This is a genomic window from Streptomyces zagrosensis, assembly GCF_014203645.1.
In the GTDB taxonomy this organism is placed as follows: Bacteria; Actinomycetota; Actinomycetes; order Streptomycetales; family Streptomycetaceae; genus Streptomyces; species Streptomyces zagrosensis.
Genome location: NZ_JACHJL010000002.1, coordinates 730018 through 750559 on the forward strand (window position 1 = coordinate 730018; position 20542 = coordinate 750559).

General features: G+C 68.7%; 15 protein-coding genes, 1 other RNA gene and 2 pseudogenes. 12 read left to right on the forward strand and 6 right to left on the reverse strand.

Features of this window, described 5'->3' with window-relative positions; translation table 11 throughout:
• Positions 1–84: 84 nt before the first annotated feature.
• Together ffs and FHS42_RS06705 are read left to right on the forward strand one after the other, a co-directional pair.
• An RNA gene (gene ffs / locus FHS42_RS06700) (signal recognition particle sRNA small type) lies at positions 85–183 on the forward strand.
• Positions 184–323: 140 nt separating this feature from the next.
• A complete protein-coding gene (locus tag FHS42_RS06705; protein WP_184569648.1) occupies positions 324–2951 on the forward strand; it encodes a DNA polymerase III subunit gamma and tau in 2628 nt (875 codons plus the stop codon).
• A gap of 287 nt (positions 2952–3238) precedes the next feature.
• Here the strand turns inward: FHS42_RS06705 and FHS42_RS06710 are convergent, their stop codons facing one another.
• Positions 3239–3700: a winged helix DNA-binding protein gene (locus tag FHS42_RS06710; RefSeq protein WP_184569650.1), complete on the reverse strand. Its 462-nt coding sequence runs from the start codon at positions 3698–3700 to the stop codon at positions 3239–3241.
• Positions 3701–3905: 205 nt separating this feature from the next.
• On the opposite strand from FHS42_RS06710, the gene FHS42_RS06715 reads away from it, so the two are divergent.
• The 8 genes from FHS42_RS06715 to FHS42_RS06750 all read left to right on the forward strand — a co-directional run bounded on the left by FHS42_RS06715 (position 3906) and on the right by FHS42_RS06750 (position 12877).
• Positions 3906–4241: a YbaB/EbfC family nucleoid-associated protein gene (locus FHS42_RS06715; RefSeq protein WP_184569652.1), complete on the forward strand. Its 336-nt coding sequence runs from the start codon at positions 3906–3908 to the stop codon at positions 4239–4241.
• A 210-nt stretch (positions 4242–4451) separates the two neighbouring features.
• Positions 4452–5051 (forward strand): recombination mediator RecR, encoded by a 600-nt coding sequence (recR, locus tag FHS42_RS06720; RefSeq protein ID WP_184569654.1) that lies wholly within the window; start codon positions 4452–4454, stop codon positions 5049–5051.
• The gene (locus FHS42_RS06725) at positions 5044–5712 is read left to right on the forward strand and encodes a DUF5063 domain-containing protein (RefSeq protein WP_184569656.1); all 669 of its coding nucleotides are present in this window, start codon (positions 5044–5046) and stop codon (positions 5710–5712) included. The genes recR and FHS42_RS06725 overlap by 8 nt, the downstream gene beginning before the upstream one ends.
• A gap of 401 nt (positions 5713–6113) precedes the next feature.
• Positions 6114–7385 carry an aspartate kinase gene (locus FHS42_RS06730; RefSeq protein ID WP_184569658.1) on the forward strand — a complete coding sequence of 424 codons (1272 nt, stop codon included), beginning with the start codon at positions 6114–6116 and terminating at the stop codon, positions 7383–7385.
• 41 nt (positions 7386–7426) lie between these two features.
• Complete coding sequence (locus FHS42_RS06735; protein ID WP_376772532.1) at positions 7427–8536, forward strand: aspartate-semialdehyde dehydrogenase; 1110 nt, start codon at positions 7427–7429, stop codon at positions 8534–8536.
• Positions 8537–9532: 996 nt separating this feature from the next.
• Complete coding sequence (locus FHS42_RS06740) at positions 9533–10108, forward strand: SigE family RNA polymerase sigma factor (RefSeq protein WP_184569660.1); 576 nt, start codon at positions 9533–9535, stop codon at positions 10106–10108.
• Entirely contained in the window at positions 10105–11772 is a 1668-nt protein-coding gene (locus tag FHS42_RS06745) for a hypothetical protein (RefSeq protein WP_246494250.1), read from the forward strand. Before FHS42_RS06740 ends, FHS42_RS06745 begins: the two co-directional genes overlap by 4 nt.
• Before the next feature lie 145 nt (positions 11773–11917).
• Complete coding sequence (locus FHS42_RS06750) at positions 11918–12877, forward strand: SURF1 family protein (protein ID WP_184569662.1); 960 nt, start codon at positions 11918–11920, stop codon at positions 12875–12877.
• 102 nt (positions 12878–12979) lie between these two features.
• Here the strand turns inward: FHS42_RS06750 and FHS42_RS06755 are convergent, their stop codons facing one another.
• Positions 12980–15202 (reverse strand): S9 family peptidase, encoded by a 2223-nt coding sequence (locus FHS42_RS06755; protein ID WP_246494252.1) that lies wholly within the window; start codon positions 15200–15202, stop codon positions 12980–12982.
• 70 nt (positions 15203–15272) lie between these two features.
• On the opposite strand from FHS42_RS06755, the gene FHS42_RS06760 reads away from it, so the two are divergent.
• The gene (locus FHS42_RS06760; RefSeq protein ID WP_184569664.1) at positions 15273–16118 is read left to right on the forward strand and encodes a class I SAM-dependent methyltransferase; all 846 of its coding nucleotides are present in this window, start codon (positions 15273–15275) and stop codon (positions 16116–16118) included.
• Positions 16119–16307: 189 nt separating this feature from the next.
• On the opposite strand, the gene FHS42_RS06765 is transcribed toward FHS42_RS06760, so the two are convergent.
• From FHS42_RS06765 to FHS42_RS38525, 4 genes and pseudogenes are all read right to left on the reverse strand, one after another.
• Positions 16308–16745 carry a DUF7144 family membrane protein gene (locus tag FHS42_RS06765; RefSeq protein ID WP_184569665.1) on the reverse strand — a complete coding sequence of 146 codons (438 nt, stop codon included), beginning with the start codon at positions 16743–16745 and terminating at the stop codon, positions 16308–16310.
• A gap of 334 nt (positions 16746–17079) precedes the next feature.
• Positions 17080–17757, reverse strand: coding sequence for a DUF8757 domain-containing protein (locus tag FHS42_RS06770; RefSeq protein ID WP_512700934.1), 678 nt, complete (start codon positions 17755–17757; stop codon positions 17080–17082).
• 789 nt (positions 17758–18546) lie between these two features.
• The gene (locus tag FHS42_RS06775; RefSeq protein WP_312866750.1) at positions 18547–19518 is read right to left on the reverse strand and encodes a transcriptional regulator; all 972 of its coding nucleotides are present in this window, start codon (positions 19516–19518) and stop codon (positions 18547–18549) included.
• A gap of 146 nt (positions 19519–19664) precedes the next feature.
• Positions 19665–19856 (reverse strand): annotated as a pseudogene (locus FHS42_RS38525) (helix-turn-helix domain-containing protein); the annotation flags it as partial.
• Between the two features lie 167 nt (positions 19857–20023).
• Here FHS42_RS38525 and FHS42_RS06780 point away from each other — a divergent pair.
• Positions 20024–20487: pseudogene (locus FHS42_RS06780) on the forward strand (glycine-rich domain-containing protein).
• The last annotated feature ends 55 nt before the right edge of the window (positions 20488–20542 follow it).

Genomic DNA, 20542 nt, shown 5'->3' on the forward strand with positions numbered 1-20542 from the left:
AAGACGGGAAGCAGTGCTCGCGAACCCGATCCGGAGGTGGCCCGGGGCGGTCACGGGAGGGGGTCGGCATCCGCTAGGGTGGGGGGCAGCCCCTCACGTGGCGCTATCTCACCGAAATCCCCCAGGGCCGGAAGGCAGCAAGGGTAAGTGGGCTCTGGCGGGTGCGTGGGGGGCGTTTGCGTTTTTCTGAGGCTTGTGGGGCCGGGTGTGACCAGTGCCTCAGACGGTTACGGGCCCCGGGGCGAGAGGGTCGTCGGCGTGTGGGCGGTCGTGGATCTTCTGGTGTGGGTCGGTTGTCAGTGGGGGCCGATATCGTCGTATGCGTGTCGTCCCTCGCGCTTTACCGCCGCTACCGCCCCGAGACCTTCGCCGAGGTCATCGGGCAGGAGCATGTCACCAGCCCGTTGCAGCAGGCGCTGCGGAACAACCGGGTCAATCACGCGTATCTCTTCAGTGGTCCGCGCGGCTGTGGCAAGACGACCAGCGCGCGCATCCTCGCCCGCTGCCTGAACTGTGAGCAGGGCCCCACACCCACGCCCTGCGGCACGTGTCAGTCCTGCCTCGATCTTGCGCGTAACGGGCCCGGTTCGATCGACGTCATCGAGATCGACGCCGCCTCGCATGGTGGTGTGGACGACGCGCGTGATCTGCGGGAAAAGGCGTTCTTCGGCCCGGCGTCCAGCCGGTACAAGATCTACATCATCGACGAGGCCCACATGGTCACCCCAGCGGGCTTCAACGCCCTGCTGAAGGTGGTCGAAGAGCCGCCGGAGCACTTGAAGTTCATCTTCGCGACCACCGAGCCAGAGAAGGTCATCGGCACGATCCGGTCGCGTACGCACCACTATCCGTTTCGGCTCGTGCCGCCTGGGACGTTGCGTGAGTATCTGGCCGAGGTGTGCGGTCGCGAGGAGAGCCCGGTCGAGGAGGGCGTGCTGCCTCTGGTCGTACGGGCCGGGGCCGGGTCCGTACGGGATTCGATGTCCGTCATGGACCAGCTCCTCGCCGGAGCCACCGAGGGCGGTGTGACGTATGCCATGGCGACCTCCCTGCTCGGTTATACGGACGGCTCGCTGCTTGACGCGGTCGTGGACGCGTTCGCGGCGGATGACGGAGCAGCCACGTTCGAGGTGGTGGACCAGGTTATCGAGGGCGGCAACGACCCCCGGCGGTTCGTCGCTGACCTGCTGGAGCGGCTGCGCGACCTGGTGATCCTCGCGGCCGTCCCGGACGCGGCGACCAAGGGGCTCATCGACGCCCCCGCGGATGTGGTCGAGCGGATGCAGGCACAGGCTTCGGTGTTCGGCGCGGCTGAGCTCAGCCGCGCTGCCGACCTGGTCAACGAGGGTCTTACGGAGATGCGCGGGGCCACATCACCCCGGTTGCAATTGGAACTCATCTGCGCGCGGGTGCTGCTGCCCGCCGCGTTCGATGACGAGCGCTCGGTGCAGGCCAGGCTGGACAAGCTGGAGCGTAGCGCGATGACGAGCGGGATCGTTGGCACGCCACCGGGCGGGCCTGCGATGGGGTACGTGCCAGGGCCCGAGGGGCATGGCATTCCCGCCACTGGGCCGGTGCCGCCTTCGGGTCCCGGTGGCCCGGCCGTCGTGCGAGCAGCGGTGGCGGGCCGCGATGTGGGCCCGGGCTCCGGTGGTGGAGCGAGCGAGTACGAGGGTGCGGTCGTCGGCTCTGATGCGCAGGCCAACGGTGGCGCGCAGCCCGGGCCCGGTGTGGGTGCGGCCGGGGGTGGGCCCGGCGGCGGAGCTGGGCAACCCGGTGAGCAACCGGGCGAAGGCCAGCGGCCGGGAACCTGGCCTACGCGAGGGGGCGCTGCGGCTGGTGCTGGTGTCGCGGGCGGTGCTGGTGCGGCCCGGGCCGCTGGCGCCTGGCCTGGTGCTGGTGGTGGTGCTGGCGATAGCTCGTACGGGCAGGTGGGTGGCGGCTCGGAGGCGGCTCCGGCCGGCCCGGGCGGTGGCGTGGGCCAGCGTGGCGTGGGAGGGCAGGCTGGGGCCGGTCAGAGTCAGGCCGGCCAGAGTCAGGTCGGTCAGAGTCAGGCTGGGCAGGGCGGCGGTATGGCGCAGGGTGCCGCGCAGGTGCGGCAGATGTGGCCGAACATTCTGGAGGCGGTGAAGAACCGGCGCCGCTTCACCTGGATTCTGCTCGACCAGAATGCGCAGGTCGTCGGCTTCGACGGGACCGTTCTCCAGGTCGGGTTCTCCAGTGCCGGAGCCCGCGACAGCTTTGTCAGCAGTGGCAGCGAGGACGTACTGCGTGAGGCGCTTAGCGGGCAGCTTGGCGTGCAATGGCGGATTGAGGCCGTCGTTGACCCCTCGGGTGGCACGGGACCGGCCCGGGGCGGGGCGCCGGGTGGAAGTTCCGGTGGCTTCGGTGCGAGTGGCCGTGGTGGTGGTGGTGGCTTTGGTGGCGCGGGGGAATTCGGGGCCGGGGCTGGCGGGGGCGGGGGTGGAGGCGGTTTTGGTGGTGGCGCCTCGGCTGCCCCGCCGCGGCAGGCCGCGCCGCCGGCCTTACCGCCGTCGTCCGGCGGGCCAGGTCAGGGCGCAGCCGGGCCGGGAGGTGCGGGTGGTTCGGCGGGGCCCGGCGACTCCGGTGGGGTTGGCGGTGGAGTTGGGTTGGGCGGCGGACCGGGGGGTTCCGGTGCCGCGGGTGGCTCGGGGCCCGGTGGCGGCGGCAGCCAGGGGGCTCAGCGTGCGCGGCAGGCCGCCTCGTCCGGTGCGGCGGGCGGCGCGGAGGCCAGCGGAGCAGCGGGCGCTGGAGCCGGCGGCTCGAACGGGCGCAGCTCGTACGGGGAACGGCAGTCGGCTCCCGTGGCGCCGGAGTACGACATGCCGGCCGAGGATGACGCGGATCTGGATGAGAGCGCGCTCAGCGGTCATGACCTGATCGTGCGGGAACTGGGCGCGACGGTTATAGAGGAGATCGCTGACGAGTAACTGAGCCGCAAGGCGTGTGTTCCGCGTGGTGGTCGCCTGGTGTAGCCCCATCTCGTACTACTCGCTTGCGCCCGGCTTCGACTCGTTCGGTTCGCTCCCCCTAGCTCGCTGCGTCTTGTTCGCTGCGTTTTGTTCGCTCGGTTTGGCTCAGTCGGGCGGGGCCGGGTCGGTCAGTCGGGCGGACGCCGCGCTGTGATGCGCTGAGCTGCGTGTGTGTTCGTTGCGTGGGGTGTCTAGCGGTTCGTTGAGGAAGGCCCCCGGAAGGCCAGGGGTAGGCCGAGGAATGGCTAGGGGAGGTCGCTGTTGCCGTCCAGGTTGGTGATGATGCGGCGCAGGACGTCGAGCGCCGCCACGTACTCGGTTGGCTCGATTCCCCTATGCATCTGCTCGTGAGCGCGGGCATTGCGGGATCTGGCGCGGAGACGGCCGGCCTCGCCGGAGTCGGTCAGGGCCAAGGTCAGGGCCGAGGGGTCTTCCGTCATCCACCCGCGGGCAGTCAGGTCGTCGAAGACGCCTGCGAAGTCGATGCTCAGGTCGTCGAACCGGGCCAGCTTCTCGGCGAGGCTGGCGCGGGTCCAGGTGCCGGGTGAGCCGGCGACGTGGTTGAGGGTCCACCAGTGCGGCTGGGTCAGGTCTTCCACGGCCAATTCTGTCCGAATGCGACCGACCACGGTCCGGTAGGTTTCGCCGCTCCAGTAACCGATGGGCTGCGTGGCGAGCTCGTCGTGTGCGTACTGCTTCATGGCCATGGCGATGTGCTCCTCAACAGGGTGGATTGGGTGCGCATCACGTTAGAAGTTGAACCGAGATTGAGGTCAAGCGGTTGGAGAGCCGTCTCCTCCCTGGCTCGTACTACTGCCTCCGGCCTCCTTCGTACGGCGTAGGGCGTGGGAACCGCCGAACACGTAGGCTCGGGCTACCCGAAAACGTTCGTCTACAGCCAGGAGCCAGCTCGTGATCCCCGGTGGCGGTCAGCCCGACATGCAGCAGTTGCTACAGCAGGCGCAGAAGATGCAGCAGGACCTCGCGGTGGCTCAGGAAGAGCTGGCGCGGACGCCGGTCGAGGGGTCGGCCGGTGGTGGTCTCGTCAAGGCCACGGTGACCGGGGGCGGCGAGCTCCAGGGCCTGGTCATCGACCCGAAGGCGGTGGACCCTGAGGACACGGAGACTCTCGCGGACCTGATCATCGCCGCTGTACGGGACGCCAATCAGTCCGCGCAGGAGCTTCAGCAGCAAAAGCTCGGACCGCTTGCCCAGGGCCTGGGCGGTATGCCTGGACTCTCCTTCTAACCAACTTTTTCAACCAACTTCTCACCAACCAATCCGACCCTGATCCCGACCCTGATCCGGCCTCGACCCCGTCCGCGACGACCGTTCCGCTTTCTGGTTCCATTTGATGCGGCACCGGCTATCCGTACGGCGTACAAGGTCCGTACAGGACGACGACACACAAACCACATCAGGTACTGAAGAGATACGCAGAGAAGGAGGAGGCGTTCCGTGTACGAAGGCGTGGTCCAGGACCTCATCGACGAGTTGGGCAGGCTGCCCGGCGTCGGTCCCAAGAGCGCGCAGCGGATCGCCTTCCACATCTTGCAGGCTGAGCCGACCGACGTACGCCGACTTGCGCACGCCCTGACCGAGGTCAAGGCGAAGGTGCGGTTCTGCACGGTGTGCGGCAATGTCGCCGAGGCCGAACAGTGCCGCGTCTGCCTCGACCCGCGCCGCGATGCGTCGGTCATCTGTGTCGTGGAGGAACCGAAGGACGTGGTCGCGGTCGAGCGGACGCGTGAGTTCCGCGGCCGGTACCACGTGCTCGGCGGGGCGATCAGTCCCATCGAGGGCGTCGGCCCGGACGACCTGCGGATACGGGAACTACTGGCCAGGCTCGCGGACGGTGACATCACCGAGCTGATCCTGGCAACCGATCCAAACCTTGAGGGGGAGGCGACGGCCACGTACCTCGCGCGCATGGTGAAACCCATGGGCCTGAGAGTCACGCGGCTGGCGAGCGGCCTTCCCGTCGGAGGAGACCTGGAGTACGCCGACGAGGTCACGCTGGGACGTGCCTTCGAAGGGAGAAGACTTCTCGATGTCTAACGCAACGCTGCACGACAGTCACCAGGACCCGGACGACTTCGCGGTACAGATCTCCGACCAGATCGAGAGCTTTATCGTGGCGGTCACGGAGGTCGCCAAGGGAGACGAGCCGGACAGCGCGGTTCCCTTCCTGCTATTGGAGGTTTCGCAGCTGCTGCTTGCGGGCGGGCGGCTCGGAGCTCATGAGGACATCCTTCCGGATGAGCGGTACGAACCCGATATCGGCCCCGAACCCGACGCCGATGACCTGCGCGAACGCTTTGCCGTGCTGCTCGATCCGATCGATGTGTACTCCGAGGTCTTCGATCCGTATGTGCCGCGCTCACAGCCGGTGGCGTGCCGCATTTCGGACGATCTCGCCGGCATCGTCAGCGACCTGCGGCACGGCATGGCGCACTACCGCGACGGCCGGGTCAGTGAGGCGCTGTGGTGGTGGCAGTTCTCGTACCTGTCGAACTGGGGCCCCATCGCATCCGCCGCTCTGCGAGCCCTCCAGTCGCTGGTTGCGCACGTCCGTCTGGACAGCCCGCTGGACGAGCTCGATGGCCTGGACACGGACAGCGGCGCGGACGGGGAGGATCAGTTGGCGGAGGAGGCCGGCCGGGTGATGGCCGCGGAGATCGCCGCTCCCCTCGGCCTGCGCTCATCCGCCACGGGCTAAGCCGCCCGCAGAGCCGGCTAAGCGGCCCGTAGCGTCGGCTGAGAGGGCCGCGGAGCTGGGGGAGTAGGCGGGGCACGGGGCTGCGGGAGTGGGGCGCCCCGGCCCGTGACGGGAACGGCGGGTAGCCGTCGCTTGGCCTGATCTAGCCCGGCCGTGGCCGTGGGGTGCTGTGGGCACGGCTGTGACCTGGGTTACGTTTCCGTGTGCTCTCGCGCACAGTGGGCAGGGTTGCTCGCTGAGCGGGTGTGTGGATGCGTCCTGCCTGATCATGAAGTGAGTTATGTGTCTCGCTATGTGATATTGGGAGGGCTTATCCGGCCTGCTCGTTAAACTGAGCCGACCGCAGTTACCCCTGCGGGGGTCTGGGGGATGACCCCAGAAGAGACAAGCGAGGAGCGCACGTGGGCCTTGTCGTGCAGAAGTACGGCGGCTCCTCCGTTGCGGATGCCGAGGGCATCAAGCGCGTCGCCAAGCGAATCGTTGAAGCCAAGAAGAACGGCCACCAGGTGGTCGTTGTGGTTTCCGCGATGGGCGACACTACGGACGAGTTGATCGACCTCGCCGAGCAGGTTTCGCCGATTCCTGCTGGGCGCGAGTTCGACATGTTGCTGACCGCCGGGGAGCGGATCTCCATGGCGTTGCTGGCGATGGCAATCAAAAACCTCGGTCACGAGGCGCTGTCGTTCACGGGAAGCCAGGCGGGGGTCATCACCGACTCGGTCCACAACAAAGCGCGGATCATCGATGTCACGCCCGGCCGCATTCGGGACGCGCTCGACCAGGGCGCGGTTGCCATCGTGGCCGGGTTCCAGGGTGTGTCGCAGGCCAAGAAGGACATCACCACGCTCGGCCGTGGTGGTTCGGACACCACCGCCGTCGCGCTGGCGGCGGCCCTCGATGCCGAGGTGTGCGAGATCTACACCGACGTGGACGGCGTATTCACCGCCGACCCGCGGGTAGTGAAGAAGGCGCGGAAGATAGACGAGATCGCGTTCGAGGAGATGCTCGAACTCGCGGCCAGCGGTTCCAAGGTGTTGCACCTGCGCTGTGTCGAGTACGCCCGCCGCTACAACATCCCCATCCACGTCCGGTCGTCGTTTTCCGGCCATGTGGGCACTTGGGTGCGTAACAAGCGCGAAGGAGCAGAAGGCATGGAGCAGGCGATCATCTCCGGGGTTGCCCACGACACGTCGGAGGCCAAGATCACGGTCGTCGGTGTGCCGGACAAGCCCGGTGAGGCCGCGGCCATCTTCCGTACGATCTCGGACGCACAGCTCAATATCGACATGGTGGTGCAGAACGTCTCCGCCGCGTCCACCGGGCTGACCGACATCTCCTTCACGCTGCCGAAGACCGATGGCCACAAGGCCATGGAGGCGCTGACCAGGGCGCAGCCCGAAATCGGCTTTGACTCGCTGCGTTACGACGACCAGATCGCCAAGATTTCGCTGGTCGGCGCGGGTATGCGGACGAACCCCGGGGTGACGGCGACGTTCTTCGAGGCCCTGTCGAACGCCGGCGTGAACATCGAGTTGATCTCGACATCCGAGATCCGCATCTCGGTGGTCACGCGGCAGGATGAGGTCAAGGACGCAGTGCGCGCGGTGCACAGCGCGTTCGGTCTGGACAGCGAGAGCGACGAGGCCGTCGTGTACGGCGGCACCGGTCGATGACCGGGCCCAACAGTGAGCGTGGCGAAAGTGGTGTGAGTGCGGTGAGCGGTGTGGGTGACGTGACGAACAGTGGCGGCGGCAGTGCGGCACGGCGGGCGGGCAAGCCGACGCTGGCCGTTGTCGGCGCGACCGGTGCAGTGGGCACGGTCATGCTCGGCATCCTGTCGGAACGGGCGGATGTCTGGGGCGAGATCCGGCTGATTGCCTCCCCGCGTTCGGCGGGCCGCAAGCTCACCGTGCGCGGCGAGCAGGTCGAGGTCGTCGCGTTGAGCGAGGAGGCGTTCGAGGGCGTCGATGTCGCGATGTTCGACGTACCGGACGAGGTGTCCGCGCAGTGGGCACCGATCGCCGCGTCCAAGGGTGCCGTCGCGGTGGACAACTCCGGTGCCTTCCGGATGGACCCGAACGTGCCGCTGGTCGTCCCGGAGGTCAACGCCCACGCGGCGCGGGTCCGGCCCCGCGGCATCATCTCGAACCCCAACTGCACCACCCTGTCGATGATTGTCGCGATGGGCGCGCTGCACGCCGAGTTCGGGCTGAGCGAGCTGATCGTCTCCTCGTACCAGGCGGTCTCCGGCGCCGGCAAGGAAGGCGTGGACACGCTGCGCGAGCAGCTTGTGAAGGTGGCCGGTACGGAGCTGGGCACGCAGCCGGGCGACGTACGCCGCGCGGTCGGCGACACCGGGCCCTTCCCGGGGCCGATGGCGCTGAACGTGGTGCCCTTCGCGGGTTCCCTCAAGGAAGACGGCTGGACATCGGAGGAGCTGAAGGTCCGCAACGAGTCCCGCAAGATCCTCGGGCTCCCCGGGCTGCGGGTCACCGCGACCTGTGTGCGCGTGCCGGTGATCACGACCCACTCGCTGACCGTGCACGCGCGGTTTGAGAATGAGGTCACGGTCGCTGCCGCGCATGAGATTTTGGCGAGCGCGCCGGGCGTGGTGCTGTGCGACAACCCGGCGAAGGGCGAGTTCCCGACTCCGGCCGATGTCGTGGGCACCGATCCCACCTGGGTGGGTCGCGTACGGCGCTCGATGGATGACCCGAACGCGCTTGAGCTGTTCGTCTGCGGCGACAATCTACGAAAGGGCGCGGCGCTGAACACCGCTCAGATTGCCGAGGTCGTCGCCGCGGAACTGACGGGCGTCGCATAACGGGCGTCGCATGACGGTCTGCCGCCCGCGCTGTCGGTCGCTGCCTTTCTGCCCGTCGTCGCCATTGCGCTCGACCGCCGCCTTCCCGGCCGTCGCTGCTCTCTTGCTGTAAGAGCGGTTGATCTTCGGCGGGGCGGCGGGGGCGGCGGCGAGCGGACGGTGTTTTTGGCCTTCGGCCGGCGTGCAGCATTTCTCGGGGTGGCTGTTCGCCGCCAGAGTCGAACGTCGTCGAACACATACGTCGCGAACACGAGCGTTGTCGCCCACGAACGTCGTCGGTATCAGGCGAACATGGTGCGAGGCCGCGCGGTGACTATCACCGCGCGGCGTTCGCGTTTCATGCGCAACGTTCGAGCCGGGTACGCCGAGGGCGCGCTGCGTTCGTAGTTCGCAGTTCGCGTGGGTGTTGCTTGTGTGGTGGCTGCGAGTGATGTGCTGGGCGGCAGCGGGTTGCGGGGTTGCGGTACGCGTGGGTGGGCGCCAAGAGGCGGCGCCGATACGAGGGGGCGGGCCGTGCCGTGCCGCTAGGTGGTTGCGGTGTGCAGGTGCGGGCGGTGCGGGCGTGAGCGAGCTGGTGTTCTCGTGGGTGTCGTGGTGCGTACGAGGCGTACGGTGACCGGTAGTTGAGGGCCGGTGTGTCTCCTCACGCTTGCCTACGGTAGAACATGTGAAGATTTCGTGACCGGCTTATTGGTCTGGGCCACTTGATCTGCGGCTTCGCCGCGTTCGAATATTCGCCCTTGCTTACCGCAACCGACGGTCAGGGGGGAGCGTCTTCGTCACCGCCCCTCACGGGCGCTGTTTCAAATGGGGCATTGAGGGATGGTTGGTGCGCATGGGGGCAATCGGTGCATTGCTTAAGGCGATGCCTCGCGCGTACAACCCTGACGGGGGGAAGCGTGTCCAACAAGCGTGGCAGAGGTATTCGGCATCGCAACAGTCCCGGGGCGCGGGAGTACGACAGCGCGTCCTCGGCGTCCGCGTACCTCCGGCGGTATGCCAGTGATTGCGCCGTGGCCGGCCGCTCGTCCCGTCCAAGTACCTTCACAGCGCGGGGATACTGACGACGCGATGGCAGCGGGCACCACAGTTGATCACCTCACCGAGACCTATCGCGCCCATTACCGGTCGCTTCTCGGTCTCGCGGCTCTGCTTTTGGATGACACGGCCTCGTGCGAAGATGTCGTGCAGGAAGCGTTTATACGGGTGCATTCCGCACGTAACAGAGTGCGTGACCCGGAAAAGACCCTCGCCTATCTGCGGCAGACTGTCGTTAACCTTTCCCGTTCGGCGCTGCGCCGGCGCATTCTCGGGCTGAAGTTGCTATCCAAGCCCATGCCCGATATGGCGAGCGCCGAGGAAGGCGCGTACGAGCTGCTGGAGCGCGATCAATTGATTCAGGCGATGCGAGGATTGCAGCGCCGACAGCGCGAAGTGCTAGTGCTGCGCTATTTCGCCGATATGACCGAGGCCCAGGTCGCCGAAACGCTCGGAATATCGCTGGGCTCGGTCAAGGCGTACGGATCACGCGGTATCGCGGCGCTACGCGTCGCCATGGAGGCCCCGGCATGAACCACGAGGGTGAGAGGCCGGGTGGACCCGACCGGCAGGATGGTCATGGCCAACGCAAGGCCAACGAGGCGGCCCCCGCCACCAACACGGCGGCCCGTAGCGCGGCGGAGCGCACCGCCGCAGAGGGCGCCTCCGCGGGGCCCGATGCCGACGAGTGCGCCCCCAGCGTGCGCAACGACGCGCGAGCCGATACGAATGGTGACGCACGCGCCGATGACCAGCCGGGACAGCAGGGCCGGCCAGGCCAGAAGAATGAGGCAGTGCCGCGGGGAGGCGGTGGCGCCCCCCCTTTGAACCGTGGGGCTGGGGCAAAGTCTTCCGCTCGGGGAGCCGACTCCTCGCACTCGGACCGCGGGGCGGGCTCCCCGGCCTCGGACCGTAAGTTCGCATCGAGGTTCTCTGACCGTACGGACGACGCTGCGGACTCGGCACGTACGGACCGTCAAAGCGCTCCCGCGACCCGTACTGGCGTGACGGGGGCCACGAGCCTCGTCAAGGTGACCGACCCCGGCCCCGACGCCGCCGATGGCAAGCACTCCGGCGTCAACGGGGCGCGAGCTAGGGAGGGTCGTCCCAATACCGCGCTGGACGACGGGTTCGACGATCTGATGGGAATCGGCGGCGGCCTCGACGAACAGGCCCTGAGATGCCTGCTCCAAGGCGCCGTAGAAGACCTGGAACCTGCCCCGCAATCGCTTGACCACATCCGTCGCGCGGTACCGGTGCGGCGTACGCGCCGCCGTCAGGCGCTCGTCGGCGCTGCTGCCGCCATCGTGCTCGGCGGGGCGGCGATCCCGGCACTGGTCCACGTGACCGCCATCGGTGATGCCTCGGACAGCCGCCCGGCCAACGCCGCGAGCAGCGAGCGCACCCACGACCAGGCGACCGGTGGCCACCACGGCGAAGGCGGCCCGAGCGACAAGCCCGAGCAGCCGTCCAAGAAGGAAAAAGAGAAGGAAGAAGAGCGCAAGGAGAAGGCGGAGGAAGAGAAGAGGGAGAAGGACAAGCCGTCCAAGACCCCCTCGCGCTCCGCAGTTCCTCCGCTACCTGACTCGTCGAACACGCTGGCCGCCACATCGCCGACCTGTGGCAGGGACCAACTCGGCGACGGCGGAAGCAGCGTGGGCGCGGCCGATGGCGAGGGCCGGGTTTACGGGTCGTTCCGGGTCGTCAACACCTCGGGCGACCCCTGCACCGTCGAGGACAGCGGAGTCGTCGGCGCGGTGGCGCAGGGCTCGGCGAACCCCTCGGGTGTCCAGGTCGTCGATCACACGGCGGGCGACCCGGCTACCGAACTACCTCCTCCCTCCGCGGCCTCCGAACAACTCATCCTCCGGCCGGGTCAGGCGTACGAGGTGCGATACGCATGGATTCCGGCTCCGGGCGGCGGCCCCACGGGCTGCTCCAACACCGGAACGCCCAGCCCCCAGCCGACGACCGGAGAGCCGCAGAAACTCCCGGTGGAAGGCGAGCCCGGTACCGAGGTGCCCGGGGACACCGGAGGCGCGGGCACCGGTGGCGGTGGCGGCGAGGAACCCCCCGCACCGTCGAGTGTGTTGATCAGCCACACGCCGGACGCGGGTGACCCGGCGGTCGCGAGTGCGACGGTTCCCGAGGCGTGCTCGGGCACCGTGTACCACACCGGGGCCTTGGCCAAGCCGTAAGCCCAGGTCACAGCGGTGTGCTGGCGCTGAGATGGCGCTGCACCGGCGACTGCGACACCTCGTGACCCGGCGCCTTGGCGGTAAGCCGCCACCGGGCTGAGGCCCCTCCTGCCACCTTCGCGGCGTGGGCCCGTACCGTGGTGGTGTGTATCGGTTTCTGCTGACGCCCCGATGGTGGGGGATCAACGTCTTCGCCGCGCTGAGCATCCCGGTGTGCCTCTTCATGGGGAGCTGGCAGCTTGGCCGCTTTGAGACGCGTGTTGACTCGCACCAAGAGCAACAGGACCACGCCGCCGAAGCGGAGTCGGCAGCCGTCGCACCGCTCGCCGAGTTGCTACCAGTCACCACCGAGACCTCGGGACGGCATGCAAGGGTGGTCGGCCGGTACGATGCCACGCGGCAAATGCTCGTCCCGGACCGAGAACTGGACGACCGCAAGGGCTTCTACGTCCTGACCCTGCTGCGCACCGACGCCGGCCAGGCGCTCCCCGTCGTACGTGGCTGGCTGCCGGGCGACGCGGACACCCCGGCGGACCGGGCCAAGGTGCCTGCCGTGCCGACCGGCGAGGTGACCGTGGTCGGCGCGCTCCAGGCATCCGAACACAGCACCAGCGACGGCGTGCACGTGGGCGGTGGACTGCCCACCGGGCAACTCGGCATGATCAGCGCGGCCTCACTGGTCAACATCGTGTCGTACGACGTATACGACGCGTGGATCACCGTCACGAAGGCGGCCGAACCGCTCCAGGCCGTGCCACCGGCCGCCGCCGAGGGCACTGGGCTCGACCTGAAGGCGTTCCAGAATCTGGGGTACACCGGGGAATGGTTCGTCTTCGCCGGGTTCGTGGTCTTCATGTGGTTCCGGCTCTTCCGCCGCGAGGCGGAATACGCTCGCGATGTCGCTTTGGGTATTACTCCTCCTTCCGATGGTTCGGGACCGGGCGGCCCGCCCCGTGGGCCCGGCGCACCCGGCGCACCCGATCCGGCCCCCGCCCCCGGCACGGCGGCGCCCGAGCCGGAGGCGGCTGTGACACCCGAGCCAACGGCGGCGGCGAGCCCCGCGATGGACGCCGCGCCCGAGACCGCTGGGGCGACCCGCGGGTGACCGGGCTGTTGCCCGCGGGCTGACGGGCTGCTGCTCAGTGCGGCCCGCGTGTCGCCCCCTGGATGAGGGGCGCAGCCGCAGTTACGGCGCCGGTTGCCTGGTCTATTGGGGGGTGCGCGGCTCCGCCGGGCCGGTGGCGGTGCGGTCGTGGTGGGGGCCGTCGTTGTCAGCCGCCTCGCTCGAACGGTCGGCGGGCCGCAGATGCCGCTGCACGAAGGCGATCTCCATCCGAAGCTGCTTGATTCGCTCCTCCACAACGAGCGAGCCATGCCCTGCGTCGTATCGGTACACCTCGTGCGGTACGCCGCGCCGCTCAAGTCGGGTGACGTAGTTCTCGACCTGCCGGATCGGACACCGCGGGTCGTTCACCCCGGCCGAGATGTAGACCGGGGCCCGTACTTGATCGACATAGGTGAGCGGGGACGATGCGGCGAAGCGCTCCGGGACCTCCTCCGGTGTGCCACCCAACAGCGTGCGGTCCATCGCCTTCAGCGCCTCCATTTCGTCGTGGTACGCGGTGACGTAATCGGCGACCGGGACCGCTGCCAGGCCAGCCGCCCACGCATCGGGCTGGGTGCCGAGGCCGAGCAGTGTGAGATAGCCACCCCACGAGCCGCCCGATAGCACCAGCCGCTGCGGGTCGGCGAGCCCACAGGACACGGCCCACTCGCGCACCGCCGCGATGTCCTCCAGTTCGATCAGTCCGACCCGGTGCTTGAGGGCGTCCGTCCAGGCTCGGCCGTACCCCGTTGAGCCGCGGTAGTTGACCCGTACCACCGCGTACCCGTGGTCCACCCAGGCGGCCGGTCCGCTCGCGAACGCGTCACTGTCGTGCCAGGTCGGGCCGCCATGGATGTCGAAGACGGTGGGGAATGGACCCTCGCCTTGCGGCCGTTGTACCAGCGCGTGCACCCGGCCGCCGGGGCTGTCCACCCAGGCGTCGGTGACCGGCACCGAGTCCGGCGCCTGAGCAAGCCCGCCCGGCAGCGACGGGGGCTCCAGCACGACGCGGCCAGTCGTCGAGCGCACCTGCGGTGGCCGCTGGGCCGACGACCACAAGAACTCGACCGAGCCGTCTGGGCGGGCCGTCGCCCCTGAGATGGTGCCCTTCGGCGTCTCCACCCGGGTCAGCGCACCATCGGCCAGCTCATAGCGCCATAGCTCGCTGCGTGCTTGGTAGCTGTGGTCGATCAGCAGCGCACCGCCGTCCGGATACCACTCAGCGCCCACATCACCCGGCAGATCGATGGTGAGCGCGCGCTCCTCACCAGTGAGCGGATTCCAGATCATCGGCTCCCACCGGCCTCGCCGCTGGTGCCCTACGAGCAGCCGCGCATCGCCATCCACCGGCACGAAGCCCAGCACGGAGAGCCCCAACTCCTCCTCGCCGCCCTTGGTGTCGTCCAACTCGGCGACGGTCGTGCCGTCCAGCCGCACCACCCGGATCGCCGAGTGCATCGCGTCGCCATGCTCGGTGTGCTCAATGGCGAGCAGGTGCGCGTCGTGGGAGAGGTCACCGACACCGGCCGACTGGCGATGCCGGTAGATCTCCACCGGCTCGGGGCCCGCACCCGCACCGGCTGCGCTGTCGGCACTCCCGGCCGCGCTGGGGTGGCCGGGAGTGCCGCCTGTGTGGGTCACGAGGTCCGCGGCCCGTACGACATGGATGACCGAGCCCTCCTCATCCGTGGAACGGCCGATGACCGCCGTGCCGTCCAGGCCGAGCGCGAGACCTGCTGGATAGGACGCCGCCAGTTTCGGCACGGCGGGCTCGTCATGCCCACCCGTGAACGGCTGCCGAAGCCAGACACCGAACTCGTCCCCATCGTTGTCGGAAAACCACCAGATCCACTGGCCATCGGGGGACAGCACGCCGTCCGTGGTGCCGTTCGGCCGGTCGGTCACCTGTCGCTGCTCGCCCGTCGCCCGGTCCCAGGCGTACAACTCATACGTGCCCGTGGCATTCGACACGAACAGCGACCGCTCCGGTGCGCCCTCCGCCCAGTCTGGCAATCCGACGCGCGCTGCCCGGAACCGCTTCTCCCAGTCGGGCCACTGCGCATCAGGAGCGACATCAGTGGTCGGATCAGCAGCGGCAGCGGGGGGCGTAGCGAGGTCAGCGGACGCGGGGGCCCCTGTCGGTGCCGATCCCGTCGCCGACGCTCCGTGGCCGTCAGCGCCCGGTTCTTCCCGGGCGTCCGTGTGCGCTCCCGCGACACCTTCCCCGCTCGTGGTTACAGCGTCGATGCCCGCCCGACCGCTGATCTCCTCCCTCTCGCCCACCTGGTCCGCCCCGCCCCGCGCCGCTTCACTGCTCTCAGTCATGACCCCATTCTGCGCCGCCCGGACCAGAACTCGCTGGCGAGCTCTCCTGCCTGTGGATAACCTCCCAGACATGCCCAATCGACCGGCGCCGCAGGACTGGCGAGAGGCGAACCGTGCCATGTGGGACGAGCGGGTCCCCCTCCACGTGGCCAGCGACTTTTACGACCTTGACGCGTTTCGTAGAGGCAAGGACTCGCTCAGCGACTTCCATATCGCGGAGGTCGGCGACGTCACCGGGAAATCGGTGCTGCACCTCCAGTGCCACCTTGGCCTCGATGCCCTCTCCTTCGCCCGGCGCGGCGCATCCCAGGTCGTCGGCCTTGATTTCTCGGAGCCCGCGGTGGACGCTGCCCGCGACCTCGCCGCCGAACTCGGCTTCGGGCCCGACCGTGCGTCCTTCGTCACCGCCGACGTCTATGACGCGGTGGAGGCCGTACCGGACGCCTCGTACGACATCGTCTATACCGGTATTGGCGCGCTGTGTTGGCTCCCCGACATCGTGCTCTGGGCGGAGACCGCCGCCTCGCTCGTCGCGCCGGGTGGCTTCCTCTACCTCTGTGAATTCCATCCGCTGACGGACGCACTGGACGACGAGTCCGCCACCCACATCGCGTACGACTACTTCAACCGCGAGCCGTGGATCGACGAGACCCCCGGCACCTACGCCGACTTCAGCGCTCCGACCATCAACAACCGCCGGGTGGAATGGCAGCATCCGCTGGGCTCGGTCATCACGGCGCTCGCTGCTACCGGGCTACGCATCGAATTCCTTCATGAGCACGACATGACGTACTTCCAACGCTTCGGCTCCCTCGAACGTCAGGAGGGCAACCCCTATTACCGCTTTCCGCCCGACCGGCCCCGCATCCCCCTGATGTATTCGCTGCGCGCTTCCAAGCCCCCGGCCGACCGCTGACCAGCACGGGCCGTTGACCAGCACGGGGCCGCTGAGCGGCAGGTGCCGCACCATGGCCGGGGCAGGCTGCGCTGCTCGCGGCGCGGACGGCCGGCGCATATGACCGTGCAGTGTGGTCGTACAGATGGGCGTGGGGGTCTACGAGGGGCGTACGGGTCGTACCGGGGCGCACGGGTGGGCGTACGGGTGTCAGAGCGTGGACGGGCGCTCGTCAGTGCAGAGCGCCCAGATCACGAACACGCCGATGGCGATCGAAACAAGTGCCCAAATGGGCTGGTACGGAAGCCAGATGAAGTTCGCCACCACGGCGAGTGACGCCAACGCGACTCCTCCTGCCTTCGCCCAGTCCGAGCCCTTGAGAATGCCCCAGCCGGTGCAGACCACGAGGATGCCGAGGATCAGGTGAATCCAGCCCCAGGCGGTGAGGCTGAATTCAAAGACGTAGTCGCCGACCCGCTCGTACACGTCGTCCTTGGCGATGCCCGCGATGCCCTGAAAGATGCCGAAGATGCCATTGACGAGCATCAGCACACCGGCGAACATCACGCCGCCGGTCGCCCAGGCGCTATCGCTTCCGCTCTGTGGGGGACGCGTGGGCTCGGTGGCGCCGCCGGGGGTGTGGCTCATGGCTGTGCCTGCCCTTCACTGGCCGGGGTGCCGCGGGGGACCGGGATGTTGCGGGCTGCGATGTGCGAGCGTCTGATAAGGGAGCGTCTGATCGGAAAGTGCCTGGTCACGGACTACCAGCGTTGCGGTCGCACCTGGGCGAAGGCGACCGGTGAGGCCCGTTCGAGTGACAGACGGGTGGGCGGGCTTCGGGTTTCGTGCTGCCGCCGGGCGGTTGCCCTCCCGCTCTCCCAGCGTGTGCTTCCTTGCCGAGTACGCGGCGCACCTGGGGGCCCTCCCGTACCGCAGGGCCGGCGCCGCACGGCGGCGCCCTGTGGGCGGCGCGCGACTCCTACTAGAGGAGGCTCCCTACCAGGACAAGGCCTCCTGGCTGAAAAACGAGACCGGCCGCGGGGTGCGGCCCTTGTCCTGCGCACGGCATCACTTGGGCTGGATCGCGTTCAGGCCGTCGGTCGGCCAGAGTGTTGAGGGGGACGCGGCGGCAACCACCGAACAGGCTGTCCTGGACGTACTGAACGACATGTGCCTTCGGGTGCATCACGCTCAGCAGCATGAAGGTCCTGGGGTGGGCCGCGATGTTGCCGATGAAGAAGTGCACTGTGCGGTCACGGGTGAGGATCGAGTCGTACCAGCGCTCTCGCAGCTTGTCCTGCACGGCACGCTCGCCGTACATGCGGAGGAACTTGCCGTACGGTGCGCCGGCCTCCCAGCCCTTCAGCGCCATGCCGTGCGTCGGGCAGGCGTCGTCCGCACAGCGGAACCGGTAGCGAAATGCCAGCGGTACCCACTCAAGCGGGGCCAAGTCCCCTCCTAGGAAATCCAGTTGATCGGCCAGCGCGGCTTTCGATGCAGACCAGGGCTCAGCCGCTCGCAGTCGAAAGTTGGCCTCGGAAGGCCGGGCAATACCGAGCGGGGTTCCGTACTGCGCTTGTGCGTGCTTGATCGCGCTTGATCGCGCACAGGGAGGGCGCGACGAGTGGCTCGACGTACTCGTAAGGCGGCCCAGCGTCACTACGGTGATGCCCGCTTACTTGGCCAGCCGTTCCCGCGTCCACCCGCGGTCCTCCCGCAACGCCCGTACCCGCTTGGCGAGCGCACGGGCGTGGTCGTGCGAAGGCACTAAGGCGATGACCTGCTAAGTGCGGTTCCCTCACGGCCGTTGGGTTGGCCCGCACAGTGTTCCTAGTCAGCTACGAGCCCTGGATTCGCGAACGCGCAGGTCCGAGGGCGCACAAGCACCGCTCATCCTGAGCACTGGAGACTGCTCCTGGGAGAAGCCGACCAAGATCTCCTCCCAGGTTTCTCCTAAGCGATCTCCAGGAACCACTCAGAGGCCCAACCCGCTGAGCGGATCAGGCCCCTGACCTGGTACTTCGCTGTCGGGGGTGGCGGGATTTGAACCTATGACCTCTTCGTCCCGAATCAGGGACGCTGGGTAACGGCCCCGCGCTCCGCACCCTCCTGACCTGCACTGTAGCGCCGCATAAGGCCAGGTCAGAGGCGCTAGTTCAAGGTCAGCGTCCCGCAGCCCTGCGTCTGTGGTACCTCTGGGACACCCTTCCCGCGCTCCTTAGCTCCGGAGACCGACACCCGGTTCACACCCAGAATCGGCAGAGGTACCGCAGACGTGTGCTCAGGTTGAAGAGAGTGCAACGCTGCCCCCAATACCTGGGTGTCGCCTCCAGAACTGGGTGTCGCACCCAGGCGAGCGCCGACTCAGGCCGGGTCGCGGCTGGCTGAGACCTCTTAGTGCTGGGAGCGAGGCATGTCCGGGCCCGGTGGGGCCCGACGGGCGGCGGTTTCAGCTCGCCGGGGCCGACACGGCGGCGTGCAGCTCCCGCACGCCAACGGCACGAGGGTGCCGCTGCGCCAACTCGGTCACGATGCTGCGGATCGCGGGGCGGTCTCTCACCTCGCCGGGGCTCGCACGATGGGCGTCGAGCAAGGCGCGGGCGGTCTGCTCAGGGCGGCCCCACGCCCACCAGGCACGGGCCATGTCTGTGCCCAGGCGTGCCTTCCTCTCAGCCGTGGGGAAATGCTCGGGCCGAAGGTTCCGCCCCGCCTCCAGGGCGGCGCCGGCGTCGCCAAGGGCCCAGTGGACGCCGACGGCGTAGAGATCCACGGCGGCCGGGCTGATGGGGAAGAGACGCCCGGCAGGCGCCTGGAGCGGCAGGCGCCGTGCGGTCCGCCGCGCCTCCTCGGCCATGGCCAGGGCCTCCGCGCGCCGGCCTCCCCGGGCGGCGGTGTAGGCCAGGGTGCACAGCATCTGCGCGTAGGCCGACGAGGCCGCGTCCGCCCGCAGCCCCGTCGCCTCCACCCGGGCCGCGGCCGACTCCATGAGGGTTTGGGCTTCCTCGCCCCGATCCTGGTGGCGCAGCACGATTGCGAGCTCGCGGGAGGCAGCAGCGGCGGCGAGCGGGGACCCGGACACCTCGGCCCAGGTGCGCGCGCGGTCGGCGGTGAGGCGGGCCTGCTCGTACGAGCCGAGCTTGATCAGCAGGGCGGCGCTCAGACTGTAGACGGAGGACAGTCGGGCCTGGTCCAGCTCGCGGCGCGAGGAGGCAGCGGCGTGCCCGTCGGCCAAGAGGCCCGGAAGCAGCCCGAGGAGCTGCGTGTGGGCCCCCTTGTCGTAGAGGTCGCGGGCGGAGGCCACACGAGCGTCCAGGGCACCCCTGCCCGTCGGGGGCGGGGTGTCGGCCAAAGCCCGGTCCATGCCGAGCAGCATGGCGGCCGGGGCGGTCGCCGTGGCGGCGAGCAACGAGCGGCGGCGCATCGGGTCCTCCTCGGCGTGCGGACTGGCCGACACTCTAGTGCTGGCCTGTCCGGAAGGAGCGGGGGCACCAGAGAACTCACCAGGACGTGTCGAGGAACGCCCACCGTGGAGGCGGCCCGGTGAATGAGCGTCAGGTCGGTGACCCGGGTACGGCGTTCCATCCGCGAGACCGTCGCCGCCGAGCACCCCAGGTGCTCGCCGAGTTCGGCGAGCGTCCATCCTCGGTGCTCACGGCCCAACCGTACGAGTCCGCCCGGTTGTCGCCGGGCGACTAGCTCCCTGACCTTCGCGCTGTTCCAGAGCGGGTCACCGGGCGCTGGTCCCTCCCCCTGCTGCACGACCGGGTGTCACCACGGTACGGGCGCGGGACGGCGCCCGTCGAGACCGCTTGCACAACGTGCAAACGCCTTGCAAGGAAAGCCAGTTGATCACCGGCCGGGTGCCGGATGCGGTGTTCTCGTTACATCGCCCCGCACCTCGTGGGGCACCATCCAAGGGAGGCACCATGGCAACCGCAGCCGACACCCCCGTCGCCACCGACCCGGTGACCGGGCTGGTCCGCTCCCCCCGTGACATCGTGCCGGCGGACCTCTGGGAGAAGCAGGTCGGCCTGCTGATGCGGGACTGCCCGTACGACTCCGTCATGGCCGCCCGCGTCCTCGGCCAGGGCTACGCCTACCTGCTCACTGCCATGTCCCTCCGGGGCCAGGGCCTGGGACTCGCCCCGAGCAAGCTCGCGACATCGGTGCCCACACGATCATCCTGGACACCGTCGCCTACGCCGAGCTGTGCGACAAGTACAACGGCGGGCACTTCCTGCACCACGTGCCCGAGGTCGAGATGAAGAACGACGGGTCGGTAATCAAGACCGCCCACCTCATCGCCCGCGCCGGTTGGGAGGTGGACCTCCCGCTGTGGGAGGACGCCGCCGACTGCGGCCCCTGCCACCCGGGCAACGACTCGCACTGACCCCCACGTGACGCCCTCGGCGGTCCGGGCCCACGGCTCGGGCCGCCGAGGCACG